An 11,890-nucleotide genomic window follows, 5' to 3' on the forward strand; every position below is an offset into this window, starting at 1 on the left:
AAGACTCAAGTTGATATTTGCCGCAGCACCAAAATAAAGCTAGGGGACTGATCGCCGACTGGTTGGGATTCGTGATAAATCATATGAAACTAGCGCGCATAATATTCGCATTAATATTGAGCCTAGCGCTTTGCGCGGTTCGCACGGTCGCCCTGGCCGATCCAGATGAAGCCTTCACAGCCTATCAGAAGTCGGATTATGCCACCGCCTTCAAGCTTTATCACGAAAGAGCACTGAAAGGGGACGTGACGGCTCAAGGCATGGTCGGCACTCTCTACGCTTACGGGCGAGGCGTTAAGCAGGACGACACTCAGGCAGCCTTCTGGTTTCAAAAGCTAGCGGAACAGGGCATTGCTAAGGGACAATTCGCATTGGGAGAGATGTATCTTGCAGGCCGCGGCGTACATCAGGATTATGCCAAGGCGGCCGAATTGTTTCGCAAAGCCGCGGAACAGGGCGAACCGTTCTCCGCATTTTGGCTGAGTATGCTGTACGGACAGGGCCAAGGAGTTCCCAAGGACCCACAGCAGGCGGCCTACTGGAAGAAGAAATCCGACGAGAACATGCCCGACTTTTCCGATATTTTGCTTCCGCAACAACAAAAGTAGGGCGCGACCAACATGATTCATCATGCGGCGCACAATTGACTTGCCGCTCTTTGGCGTTTGACGTAGCTTCTCGCCATGTCGATCATGGACCCCTTCGCAGCCATCGCGGATCCGAACCGGCGCCACCTGCTGGAGGAGCTCCGCCGCGCACCGAAAACGGTCAACGAACTGGCGCAGGGCCTGCCGATCAGCCGCCCTGCCGTATCGCAGCATCTCAAGGCGCTGCTCGACAGCAATCTCGTTTCCGTCACCACCGAAGGCACGAAGCGCATCTACGCGGTCAACAGCCGCGGTTTTGATAAGCTCAATTTGTGGCTGGATCAGTTCTGGGCCTGAGACTGGCTCTCTTGCGCGCGCTCTGCAGCAATTTCCCGATCTTTCTCAGGAAAGTTGCGCCAACTCCCACTCCTCACGTTTTGAAGTTGGCGCATCCGTATCGACTGGAGTAGTCACCGTCTATTACAAAGGAATTGTTTCAGGGCCTCTTGGCCCGCCTGTCTTCCTTGCCACGATCGGCGGCTTTCTGTCCTCAGGAAGACGTTGTGTCAGTGAACTGACGATCGCAGACGTTGGATTTCGTCTTTGAGGCGCAGCTTTCTGCGCTTGATGTCGGCTATTTCGGTATCATTGATAGAGGGAGATGTCAGTGCAGAATGTAGCTCCTCCTCGAGAGCGACATGTTTCTTTTCGAGCGATTCAAGATGAGCTTGAACAGTCATATGACCCTTCCTTCCTCTTACGAACCTTGGCCATCCATCGCCAAAGCTCTAGGTGTCAACCCTACTACTGTGCCATAATATTGGACCCTTGTCGAAGGCCAAAACGTGGCTTATGAGCGGCAAATTCGTGATGAAGGATAACTTCCCGTTACCGTCATTTGGTGATAGGAGCTTGCGGAATTCACGAGGCGGAACGAGCACGAGTCCGCAGGGCATTGGGGAAATAGGAATGGCCGATCAGGAACAGGCGGAAATCAGGCTGATCGTGGCGCGGTTGCGTCAGGAACATGAGGATTACGACGCCGCAATCGACGCCATGATCCTGACGGGCTGCGACGCGCTCCGCATCCAGCGCATGAAAAAGAAGAAGCTCGTCATCAAGGACAAGCTTACCAAGCTGGAAGATCAGATCATTCCCGACATTATCGCCTGAGGAGCAGACGCGACGATGATGACAGAAAGACCGCCCGTCGCCATCATCATGGGTAGCCAGTCCGACTGGGAAACCATGAAGAACGCCGCTGACACGCTGGAGGCGCTGGAAATCACCTATGACGCGCGCATCATCTCCGCACATCGCACGCCGGACCGGCTGGTGAGCTTCGCCAAGGGCGCACGCGACGAGGGCTTTAAAGTCATCATCGCGGGTGCCGGTGGCGCCGCCCACCTTCCGGGCATGGCCGCCTCGATGACGCCGCTGCCGGTCTTCGGTGTACCGGTGCAGTCCCGCGCCTTGTCCGGCCAGGACAGTCTTCTTTCCATCGTGCAGATGCCGGCAGGCATTCCCGTTGGCACCTTGGCGATCGGCAAGGCTGGCGCGATCAATGCCGCCCTTCTCGCCGCCGCCGTCTTGGCGCTTGGCGACGAGGATATCGCCGAGCGGCTGGACGAATGGCGCGCCCGGCAGAGCGCTGCCGTTGCAGAATATCCCATGGACGACCTATGACGGCGAAAACGATCGGCATCATCGGCGGCGGCCAGCTCGGCCGCATGCTGGCCATGGCGGCGGCTCGCCTGAACTTCCGCACGATCATCCTTGAGCCGCAAGCCGATTGCCCGGCCGTGCAGGTGGCGGACGACCAGATCGTGGCCGCCTATGACGATCCCATCGCGCTTGCCGAACTGGCGAAGCGCTGCGACGTCGTCACCTATGAATTCGAAAACGTGCCGGTCGCCGCCGCCGAAAGGCTTGCCAAAGATATTGCCGTCTACCCGCCGCCGAAGGCGCTGGAGATGGCGCAGGACAGGCTGACCGAAAAGCGCTTCATCAACGATTGCGGCATTCCGACCGCCCGCTTCCATGCCGTCGACAGCCAGGCCGATCTCGAAACGGCGCTTGCCGACTTCGGCGGCCAGGGCGTGCTCAAGACTCGCCGTCTCGGCTACGACGGAAAGGGGCAGCGCGTCTATCGCTCGTCCGCCGACAGCGCCAAAGGCGGCTATGCCGCGCTCGGCGGCGTGCCGCTGATTCTCGAAAGCTTCGTGGCGTTCGAGCGGGAGATTTCCATCATTGCCGCCCGCGGCCTGGACGGCAGCGTCGCCTGCTACGATCCGGCGGAAAATATCCATCGCAACGGCATTCTCCACACCTCCACCCTTCCCGCCAGAATCTCCGCGGAGACGGCGGGGGCGGCACGCGTGGCGGCGGAGAAGATTTTGACCGCGCTCGGCTATGTCGGCGTCATCGGCATTGAGTTCTTCGCGCTTGCCGACGGTAGCTTGATTGCCAACGAAATGGCCCCACGCGTGCACAATTCAGGCCACTGGACGGAAGCGGCCTGCGTTGTCTCGCAATTCGAGCAGCACATCCGCGCCGTCGCCGGCCTGCCGCTCGGCAATCCGGCGCGTCATTCCGACTGCGTGATGCAGAATCTGATCGGCGACGATATCCTTTCGGTTCCCGATTGGCTGAGCCAGGATGACGTGCTGGTGCATCTCTACGGCAAGACGGAGTCGCGTCCCGGCCGCAAGATGGGCCACGTCACGCAGCTTCGCCGCTAACAGCCCTGGGAAAAAACCCCTGACATGGTTGACAGGGCCCAGGCGACAGGGTATTTGCTGCCCACCCTAAAGAGCGCGCCCTGAGCGCGCTTTTGATTGTTAAAGATACCGGGCGAATGTGACATTCCCCCTCAAACATCGCGGATCAGAAAAATGAAGATCAAGAATTCGCTCAAGTCGCTCAAGGCGCGTCACCGTGACAACCGTCTGGTCCGCCGCAAGGGCCGCATTTACATCATCAACAAGCTGAACCCGCGCTACAAGGCTCGTCAGGGCTGATTTTGCGTGGCGCCTGGCCATGGGCCAGGCGGACCGTTCGCGGTCGCTTGAGATGATCACATCAAAATTATTTTGATCTTCGACATTGGCGGGCTACTATGCCCGCCATGCGCATTTTTGCTTTGTCATATCTGGCCTTGCCGATTCTCCTCGCTCTGACCGCCGCCGCACCGCATGTCGCTATGGCGGATGATTCTAATATCGTTGAGAAAAAAGATCCGAACGCCGCGTCCGGCAGCCTGTCGTCGAAGCAGCAGATCGATAATCTCTTCACGGCGTTGAAGCGCCAGCGCAATCCCGACCAGGCGAGCCTTATCGCCGACCAGATTCGCATGGAATGGAGCGATTCCGGCAGCGCCACCATCAATCTCCTGATGCAGTGGGCCGATAAGGCCATCCAGGAAAAGCGCAATGCCGCCGCCATGGATTTCTTGGACCAGGTGATCTCGCTGAAGCCGGATTATGCCGAGGGCTGGAACCGCCGCGCGACGCTGAATTATGCCATCGGCGACTATCGCAAATCGATGGAAGACATCAATCAGGTGCTACGGATAGAGCCGCGCCACTTCGGCGCGCTTGCCGGCATGGCCGCGATCCTAAACGAAACCGGCAATGACGAGCTGACGTTGAAGGCCTGGGAGCGCTTCCTTGAGATCTATCCAGCGAATCGCGCCGCCCAGGACCAGTTTAATACCCTCTCTGAAAAAATCGCCGGCAGCCGCACCTAGAGCATCTGTCTGCTTGCTGGTGATTCCACCTGTAAGCGGCATGGTCTGGGGTTTTACAACAACGGGCAGGCCTACGGCGGACGAGAGGTCATGAACGTCGGATAGGCTGGTGGTCCAATTCTCTACTTCATACTGCAATGATCGATGTTCTATTTTGTGCTCTTGTCCTGCTTCTTGCCGCCGCAGCCGGTTTCTCGGCGTATAAGACACGCGCGATCGAGCAGGCCTATCCCAATATCGGCGAGCTGACCGATATCGGCGAATTCCGCATGAACGCCCTGCACTTGCCGCGCCCGGCCACGGCCGATCTGCCACCGCTGGTCTTCATCCATGGCGCCAGCGGCAATCTGCGCGACCAATTCGAGGCCTTTGCCGGCCCGCTCGCGGGTCGGGCGGAAATGCTCTTCGTTGATCGGCCCGGCCATGGCTATTCCGAGCGCGGCGGCCCGGAAAATGCCCTGCCCTCCGGCCAGGCCGACGCGATCGCCAGATTGATGGAGAAACGCGGCATCGAAAACGCCATCATCGTCGGCCATTCCTTCGGCGGCGCCATCGCCGCCGCCTTCGGCATGCGCCATCCCGACAAGACGGCTGGCCTGCTCTTCCTAGCACCGGCGACCCACCCGTGGCCGGGCGGAATCGACTGGTATTATACGCTTGCCGCCTTTCCCGTCTTCGGCTGGCTCTTTGCCCATCTGCTGGTGATCCCGCTCGGCCTGCACCGTGTCGAAAGCGGTACGCTCGGCGTCTTCCGCCCCAATCAGCGGCCTGCCGATTACATAGCGAAGACCGCGCCGGAGCTGGTGTTGCGGCCAAGGGCCTTTCGCAACAACGCAGCCGACGTTGCCAATCTCCTCGCCTATGTTTGCGCCCAAGCACCACGCTACCGCGAGATCACGGCGCCGACCGTCATCATCACCGGCGATAGTGACGATATCGTCATGGAAGAGCTGCATTCGCGAGGCCTTGCGCGCGACATTGCGGGCGCCGAGCTCATCACCATCCGCCATCTCGGCCACAAGCCGGACTATCTCGCGACCGACGTGGCCATCGCCGCGATGGAGCACCTCGCCGGCCAGTCACGCGATCTCCAGGCTTTCGCTCAGGAGGCGGAAGCCCGCCTCGCCCGCCTGAAGACCGTGCTGCCGAGCGAAGCCGCCGCCGCTCAGGCGGTCACGAGTTCGTAATCCAGCGCATCGACAAACACCCGCCCCTGTGGCGTCGCGTCCACCGTTTGCCGCACGGCTTGCAGCATGATCGACGCCAGCCGCTCCGTCGCCGGGTTCGCTTCCGCTTCGGCGCGATGCAGGACCAGATCGAGCTTCGGCAGCGGCGGGAGACCGGCTTCGCCTAGCGCCATAAGCCGCACTTTGTCCGGCAAACCCAACGGCGTACGCACCGTCAGGCCCAACCCAGCGGCCGTCGCAGCCCAGAGCCCGCCAAGGCTGGGGCTGACGAAGGAAATGCGCCAGCCGATGCCCGCATGGTCCAGCACCTTGGTCGCGATCGACCGCAGCAGGCAGGGCGCTTCCAATGACGCGAGCGGCAGCGGTTCGCCGCTATCGGCACGCCAATGGGTGGCATCATGCGCCGGCCCGACCCAGCACATCGGAACCTCCGCGATCCGATCGGTATGGGCAGTGCGAAACCCGTCGCTCCAGGCAAGGGCCAGATCGAGCTTGCCGGAGGTCACGCGCTCGACCAGCTCGGCATTGCGCACCACACGCGCCTCGATCCGCACCTTCGGATGCGCGCGCGCAAAACGGCCGAGCACCTCCGGCAAGAGTGTCTCGCCGAAGTCCTCCTGCAGGCCGAGCCGCACCCATCCCTCCAGATCCGCGCCTTGAAGCGCAGTCGCCGCCTCGTCGTTGAGATCCAGCAACCGCCGCGCATAGGCGAGCATGGTTTCGCCGGCTTCCGTCAGCGCCAGCCCGCGCCCAGCCTTGCGGAAGATCGGCGTGCCCGCCTGTTCCTCCAGTTTCTTGAGCTGCGCGCTGATCGCAGACGTCGAACGCCCGAGCCGATCCGCCGCCTTGGCGAAGCTGCCAAGTTCCATGCCTGTCACGAAGCTGCGCAGAACGTCGAGATCGAAGATAACTTTCCGCATGATCAACTATTCACATTTTTGGGACTATCGATCCAATATTATCTGATTTTCCGAATGATTATCCCGTGGCATTGTTGCCCCGTCAAGTGGACAGATGACAGGAGTTTCCCATGCCGTTCACCCGCATTTCCCTTCTCCGCGGCAAGTCGCCGGAATATCTGCAGACGCTCTCGGATAATTTCCACCGCGCCATGGTCGAAACGTTCGATGTGCCGCCCACGGATCGCTTTCAGGAAATCCATCAGTTGGAGCCGAACGAGCTGATCTTCGACCGCACCTATCTCGGCGGCCCGCGCTCGGACAATTACGTTTTCTTCCAGATCACCATCGGCAAACCGCGCTCGACCGAAGTCAAGAAGGCCTTCTATCGCCGCCTCGTCACCCTGCTTGCGGATGCGCCGGGCATTCGGCCCGAAGATATCATGATCAACATCATCACGACGACGCGCGAGGACTGGTCCTTTGCAGACGGCATCGCGCAGATGATCGAACAGGCCTGACGACGATGAACCAGACAAGCATTCGACAGCCACTTCCGATCCATCGTGCCGGCACCGCCACCCAGCGTTCGCCAGAGGGCATCGCCAATGCGCCCTTCTGGGTCGAAATGTTGGTCGAAAACAACAAGGATGGTGGGCTCACTGCCATGCGCTGCACGCTGGAACCCGGCATCATGACCCGTTGGCACACCCATCCACATGGCCAGATTCTCTACGTCCTGTCGGGTGTCGGCCTTGCCCAACGTAACGACGAACCGACTGAGGAACTGCGCGCCGGCGACTGCATCACCTTCGCACCCGGCGAGCGTCACAGACATGGCGCAGCGCCGGACAGCACCTTCGCCTATATCAGCATTCAGGCCGCACAGAACCGCGCCGCCGTGACCTGGCTGGAGGATTGACCATGATTGCCATGCAATACAGCTTCACCCTGCCCGCCGACTATGACATGGCGATCATCGACCGCCGCATCCGCGACAAGGGGCCTATGCTTGACGATTTTCCCGGTCTGAAGTTCAAGGCCTATCTCTCCGCTCGGAAAGGCGATGCCAGGACAGGAAGCCGCGAGAACCTCTATTCGCCCTTCTATGTCTGGGAAAAGGATGAGGGCTTGAGCAACTTCATCTGCGGTCCCGGCTTTGCCGGGGTGACGGAAAGTTTCGGCTGGCCGCAGGTGAAGACCTGGGTCGTCTGGCACACTGCAATCTCGCCGGATATTCGCGATGCCCGGTTCGCCATCCGCGAGATCGTTCAGATGGAGCCTTACGCGCCGCTTGCCGAGATCCGTCAGCGCGAAAGCGATGCAGCCGCCGGCGAGGTCACGCGCGGCGAAGCGCTTGCTTCCGTCGCCGCCTTCGAGCCGGCCGGTTGGACGCAGGTGCGTTTCCGTCTGCTTGCCGATCTGCCAAAAGACGTTTTGGGGCCTAGCGTCCAGATCTACGATGTCGGCCACCTTTCTTTGTCGGATGCCGGTTGAAGTGTCACCGGGACAAAGTCGTTGTTTTAAAGAGAACCACGGCGTTTTATGGATGAACAGCCTTTCCGCAGCAGAAGAGTGTTCCCTCCATGGTCGATATTGCAATGATTGAAGCCGCTCGCGATCGCCTCGACGGTCGCGCGCGACGCACTCCCCTTCTCTCCTCCCCATTCCTGGATGAGATCGCCGGGCGGCGGCTATTTGTGAAAGCGGAATGCCTGCAGCATACTGGTTCCTTCAAGTTTCGCGGCGGCTGGTCGGCGGTTTCCGGGCTGGAACGCTCCCTGCGTGCCAAGGGCGTCATCGCCTTCTCCTCCGGCAATCACGCCCAAGGTGTGGCGCTTGCCGCGCAACTGCATGGCATCCCTGCCGTCATCGTCATGCCGACGGACGCACCGAAGCTGAAGATCGCCAATACCCGCGCCTTGGGCGCCGAGGTCGTACTCTACGATCGCATCAAGGAGGATCGCGACGAGATCGGTGCGCGGCTCTCCAAGGAGCGCGGCCTCACCCTGATCAAGCCCTTCGACGAGCCGCTGGTGATCGCCGGCCAGGGAACGACAGGGCTGGAAATCGCCGAACAGGCAGCCGAAGAGGGCATCGATGCCGCGACTGTGCTCGCCCCCTGCGGCGGTGGTGGCCTCACCTCGGGCATTGCACTGGCACTGGAAGCCCGCGCGCCCGGCTTCAAGGTCCGCCCCTGCGAACCCAAGGACTTTGACGACACCACCCGCTCTCTTGCCTCCGGCAAAATCGAACGCAACGCCGCTCTGCAGGGCTCGATCTGCGACGCCATCATCACTCCACAGCCTGGCAATATTACTTTTCCGATCCTGAAGCGCCTCTGCGGCCCCGGCCTTGTCGTGACCGACGAGGAAGCGCTGGACGCCATGGCACTCGCCTTCACTCGCCTCAAGATCGTGGTCGAGCCTGGTGGCGCCGTTGCGCTGGCGGCCGCCCTTTTCCATGGCAATGAGATCGACGGCGACACGGTCATTGCGGTCACCTCCGGCGGCAATGTCGATACCGATGTCTTCGAAACGGCGCTGCGCCGCCACTAACCGTCAATTCGTCGCGCGACGATAAAGCGCCAGCGAGCCGGCCAAGGCGAGGAGCGCGCCACCGCAGGCGCGTTCCAGCCATTTCGTACCTTCCGTCTTGAGGAAACGCACGGCTTGCGAGCCGAAAGCGGCGTATCCGAACATGATCGCGAAATCGAGCGAAGCGAAAAGCACCGCGAGGATGGCATATTGCGGCATTTGCGGTGCGGCAGGATCGATGAACTGCGGCAAAAAGGCCGAGAAGAACAGATAACCCTTGGGATTGGTCACCGCGACCATGAAGCTCTTCATTCCAATGGACAGCATCGTCCCTTTCGCCTGCCCGGCACTGGCCTTGAGCATGCCGTCGATCGTTCCCTTGGAGCGCAGCATCATGATGCCGAGAAAGGCAAGATAGGCAGCACCCGCCCATTTCAGCACTGAAAACCAGAATTCCGAGGCGGCCAGCAACGCGCCGAGCCCGATGGCAACCGCGCCGATCAGCACGAAATCCGACAGCACGGCGCCGACCATGCCCGCCAGGGCGCGGCGCACGCCGTAGCGCGAGCCGTTGGTCAATGCCAGGAGCACGGTCGGCCCCGGCGTCGCGATGCCGATGAAGGAGACAGTGGCAAAGGCAAGCAGCGTGGCAGTGTGCATGATTTCCTCCCCATGACTGTCGGAAACTTGCATGCACCGCTGCGCTTTGCAAGCATGGGGATGGATCTCCACAACCTCTAGACGACCAACAGCACAGTACCGGTGCCAAGCAGAACCAGCGTCCATACGAGATCCACATTGATCCAGGCGCTGCGCAATATTTCGAGCCCGACCCAGCGATAGACCGCGAGGGCAACGAGGCTTGTGACCACTAACATCGCAAGGGTGTGGACACCGACGGCCGCAATCGTCATCGCCGCGGACGCATCCCCGCCGATGTCATGCAATGGTGACCCCGCAAGGCAGAGCGGCATCAAGGCCGGCAGGAGCATGAGCCCGGCGCCGTGGGCCGTCGCCATCAAAAACGACCAGAGCACGAGGCCCGTAAGCCCAGTACGCATGCCGATGCGAACGCGGTGCCGGTGTCCATAAAAGTGATGCCAGATAGCCCATGCGATGAGACCCAGCCCCGTGACCGTGCGTACGGCGCCCTGATCCACAAAAAGACCGACAGCGACCACCGCTCCGGCAACAAGCGCGATGGATACGGCGTGGCCAAGGGCAATGGCGGGCACCGCCTTGACCACGGCTGCGGAACTCTGCCGATGAACGCCAAGCGCCACGGCAAACAACCATCCCATCGCGGGGTTGAGGCCATGAAAGGCGCCCAATCCCGCCAGCAGCATCCAGGGCCAGAGTTCGTTCATGGGGCGCCTCGTCCGGCTGACCTTTGCTCACGGATAGCAATAGGAATCCGACGAGCAATCCCCACCCTGCAAGCGGACCTGGTGCGGACGATGCGATTTCGGCCACTCGACGAAGAATTTCTCGTCGAAGGCAATGCCGCCGTCCGCGCCCGCGTCGAGCTTTACCATCCAGCCGGAAAGGCCATCGGGATAGAACTGCTCGTCGATCGCGCCATAGAGCGAGTTGGTGAAATAGACGCGGCGACCATCGCGGCTGATCTCGACCATTTGCGGGCCGCCATTCAGCGCGCCATTCTTCGCTTTCGGGTGCGACGCGCGCGAAACGATGCCGCCGATCCTGACCTTCCCCGTCAGCTTCGGCTTGAACGGATCGGAGACGTCATACTGATGCAGATCGCCGGTCCCCCAGCAGGAGACGTAGAGAAATCTGTCATCCATCGAAAGATCGATGTCGGTAACGAGCGGCGGCACGGCACCGAAGCCCTTGAGCATCGGCGGCAACTGCTCCGGATCGGCCGGCTCCGCCGGAATGTCGATCACCTTCGTCACCGCCCACTTCTCCCCGTCGCGATGCCAGACCCATATCGAGGAGGAGAGGTCCTCAAGACTGAGAACGCAGTTGACGAAACCATAGGCCTTGGTCGGGTCATGCGCGGGTCTGAGTTCGAATACGAGCTGATACTTGTCGCCGAAATCGATCGTCTGCAGATGCTTGCGCTTGTGCAGATCCCAGAAATGCAGACGGCGGCCATATTTTGCACCGAGCAGGACTTCCGGGATCAAGCCGTTTTCGAATGTATCCGGCGTACCCCACTCGCTGGTGACGAGCGTATCGTGACCAAGGTGCCACCAGACATCATAGGAAAGCTGCTGCGGTCCGCGATCCATTTCCCATTGGCCGCGCACCTCGAAGGTCTCGTGATCCATGAGGAACACCCCGCCCGGTCCCTTCCCCTCGGCATTGCCAAGAGCGGCGACATAGATCCCTTCCGGTCCGCAGTGAATGGTGTGGGGCCGGGAATATCCGGCGCGCTCGGCGACTTCGCCGGGCTCGATGACCTTGACGATCGATGGTTTGCGGCCATCGGGCTTGGTATCGATGATGTGGATGCGCGAAGACCTCAATCCCGGCACGACCAGATAACGGCGCTCCGCATGCGGATGCGGCGCATTCGGGCAAAGGCAGGACGAGCAGGCATTCCAGCCGAAATGATGCAACTCGTCACCGACATTGGGCATCGCGACGGAGGTGACGATCTGACCGTAAGAGGCTGAATTGGGATCGACATCGACGACCGCGAGCTCGTCGGGAACCGCTCGCGTCGGATCGAAGGCGACGACATAGGCAAGTGTCTCCGGCGCGGCCTTCATGGCCATGCGCGGTGATGGATAAAAGCTCGGATCGGGTTTCCACGTTACCATGTGAAGTGCTCCTGGCTCGCGATTGCTGAACAGTGAAAGATGTTCGCTGGATGCTTGCCGACAGCAGGCTCATCGCTGCGGACGGGGCAGGATCAAATGCTTCAATGAGATACTGATTTGCGACTGTCCTCCCGGCTGAACAT

Annotated in this window: 17 protein-coding genes; 12 read left to right on the forward strand and 5 right to left on the reverse strand. The window is 60.8% G+C overall.

Translation table 11 applies throughout. The annotated features are described in order from the left end of the window. Positions 1 to 83 precede the first annotated feature (83 nt). The gene (locus QA648_RS12800; protein WP_283047311.1) at positions 84 to 608 is read left to right on the forward strand and encodes a tetratricopeptide repeat protein; all 525 of its coding nucleotides are present in this window, start codon (positions 84 to 86) and stop codon (positions 606 to 608) included. 75 nt (positions 609 to 683) lie between these two features. Then, a complete protein-coding gene (locus QA648_RS12805) occupies positions 684 to 944 on the forward strand; it encodes a metalloregulator ArsR/SmtB family transcription factor (protein ID WP_104824212.1) in 261 nt (86 codons plus the stop codon). A gap of 209 nt (positions 945 to 1,153) precedes the next feature. Here QA648_RS12805 and QA648_RS12810 read toward each other — a convergent pair whose 3' ends face one another. After that, entirely contained in the window at positions 1,154 to 1,327 is a 174-nt protein-coding gene (locus QA648_RS12810) for a DUF465 domain-containing protein (RefSeq protein ID WP_081670329.1), read from the reverse strand. Between the two features lie 229 nt (positions 1,328 to 1,556). On the opposite strand from QA648_RS12810, the gene QA648_RS12815 reads away from it, so the two are divergent. The 6 genes from QA648_RS12815 to QA648_RS12840 all read left to right on the forward strand — a co-directional run bounded on the left by QA648_RS12815 (position 1,557) and on the right by QA648_RS12840 (position 5,522). Continuing rightward, a complete protein-coding gene (locus QA648_RS12815) occupies positions 1,557 to 1,760 on the forward strand; it encodes a DUF465 domain-containing protein (protein ID WP_283047313.1) in 204 nt (67 codons plus the stop codon). Positions 1,761 to 1,778: 18 nt separating this feature from the next. Further along, positions 1,779 to 2,273, forward strand: coding sequence for a 5-(carboxyamino)imidazole ribonucleotide mutase (purE, locus tag QA648_RS12820; RefSeq protein ID WP_028752912.1), 495 nt, complete (start codon positions 1,779 to 1,781; stop codon positions 2,271 to 2,273). Then, the gene (locus QA648_RS12825) at positions 2,270 to 3,328 is read left to right on the forward strand and encodes a 5-(carboxyamino)imidazole ribonucleotide synthase (protein WP_283047315.1); all 1,059 of its coding nucleotides are present in this window, start codon (positions 2,270 to 2,272) and stop codon (positions 3,326 to 3,328) included. Before purE ends, QA648_RS12825 begins: the two co-directional genes overlap by 4 nt. A gap of 153 nt (positions 3,329 to 3,481) precedes the next feature. Continuing rightward, on the forward strand, positions 3,482 to 3,607 hold the full coding sequence (gene ykgO / locus QA648_RS12830) for a type B 50S ribosomal protein L36 (RefSeq protein ID WP_003582204.1): 126 nt from the start codon (positions 3,482 to 3,484) through the stop codon (positions 3,605 to 3,607). Positions 3,608 to 3,705: 98 nt separating this feature from the next. Then, complete coding sequence (locus tag QA648_RS12835; protein WP_283047319.1) at positions 3,706 to 4,335, forward strand: hypothetical protein; 630 nt, start codon at positions 3,706 to 3,708, stop codon at positions 4,333 to 4,335. 137 nt (positions 4,336 to 4,472) lie between these two features. Then, positions 4,473 to 5,522 carry an alpha/beta hydrolase gene (locus QA648_RS12840; protein WP_283047320.1) on the forward strand — a complete coding sequence of 350 codons (1,050 nt, stop codon included), beginning with the start codon at positions 4,473 to 4,475 and terminating at the stop codon, positions 5,520 to 5,522. Here the strand turns inward: QA648_RS12840 and QA648_RS12845 are convergent. Then, positions 5,501 to 6,442, reverse strand: a complete 942-nt coding sequence (locus tag QA648_RS12845; protein WP_283047321.1) for a LysR substrate-binding domain-containing protein — start codon at positions 6,440 to 6,442, stop codon at positions 5,501 to 5,503. The two genes, QA648_RS12840 and QA648_RS12845, sit on opposite strands and share 22 nt — an antisense overlap. Positions 6,443 to 6,552: 110 nt before the next feature. On the opposite strand from QA648_RS12845, the gene QA648_RS12850 reads away from it, so the two are divergent. From QA648_RS12850 to QA648_RS12865, 4 genes are all read left to right on the forward strand, one after another. Continuing rightward, positions 6,553 to 6,942 carry a tautomerase family protein gene (locus QA648_RS12850; RefSeq protein WP_104824217.1) on the forward strand — a complete coding sequence of 130 codons (390 nt, stop codon included), beginning with the start codon at positions 6,553 to 6,555 and terminating at the stop codon, positions 6,940 to 6,942. 5 nt (positions 6,943 to 6,947) lie between these two features. After that, the gene (locus tag QA648_RS12855; RefSeq protein WP_283047322.1) at positions 6,948 to 7,343 is read left to right on the forward strand and encodes a cupin domain-containing protein; all 396 of its coding nucleotides are present in this window, start codon (positions 6,948 to 6,950) and stop codon (positions 7,341 to 7,343) included. 2 nt (positions 7,344 to 7,345) lie between these two features. Beyond that, positions 7,346 to 7,918, forward strand: a complete 573-nt coding sequence (locus tag QA648_RS12860; protein ID WP_283047324.1) for a DUF4865 family protein — start codon at positions 7,346 to 7,348, stop codon at positions 7,916 to 7,918. Positions 7,919 to 8,007: 89 nt separating this feature from the next. Beyond that, positions 8,008 to 8,979 carry a threonine/serine dehydratase gene (locus tag QA648_RS12865; protein WP_283047326.1) on the forward strand — a complete coding sequence of 324 codons (972 nt, stop codon included), beginning with the start codon at positions 8,008 to 8,010 and terminating at the stop codon, positions 8,977 to 8,979. 3 nt (positions 8,980 to 8,982) lie between these two features. Here the strand turns inward: QA648_RS12865 and QA648_RS12870 are convergent, their stop codons facing one another. The 3 genes from QA648_RS12870 to QA648_RS12880 form a co-directional block, all read right to left on the reverse strand. After that, the gene (locus QA648_RS12870; RefSeq protein WP_104825200.1) at positions 8,983 to 9,618 is read right to left on the reverse strand and encodes a LysE family translocator; all 636 of its coding nucleotides are present in this window, start codon (positions 9,616 to 9,618) and stop codon (positions 8,983 to 8,985) included. Positions 9,619 to 9,695: 77 nt separating this feature from the next. Beyond that, complete coding sequence (locus tag QA648_RS12875; RefSeq protein WP_283047328.1) at positions 9,696 to 10,325, reverse strand: hypothetical protein; 630 nt, start codon at positions 10,323 to 10,325, stop codon at positions 9,696 to 9,698. 27 nt (positions 10,326 to 10,352) lie between these two features. Next, positions 10,353 to 11,747 carry a selenium-binding family protein gene (locus QA648_RS12880; protein ID WP_104824222.1) on the reverse strand — a complete coding sequence of 465 codons (1,395 nt, stop codon included), beginning with the start codon at positions 11,745 to 11,747 and terminating at the stop codon, positions 10,353 to 10,355. Between the last annotated feature and the right edge of the window lie 143 nt (positions 11,748 to 11,890).

The organism is Rhizobium sp. CB3171 (assembly GCF_029714265.1).
GTDB lineage: Bacteria > Pseudomonadota > Alphaproteobacteria > Rhizobiales > Rhizobiaceae > Rhizobium.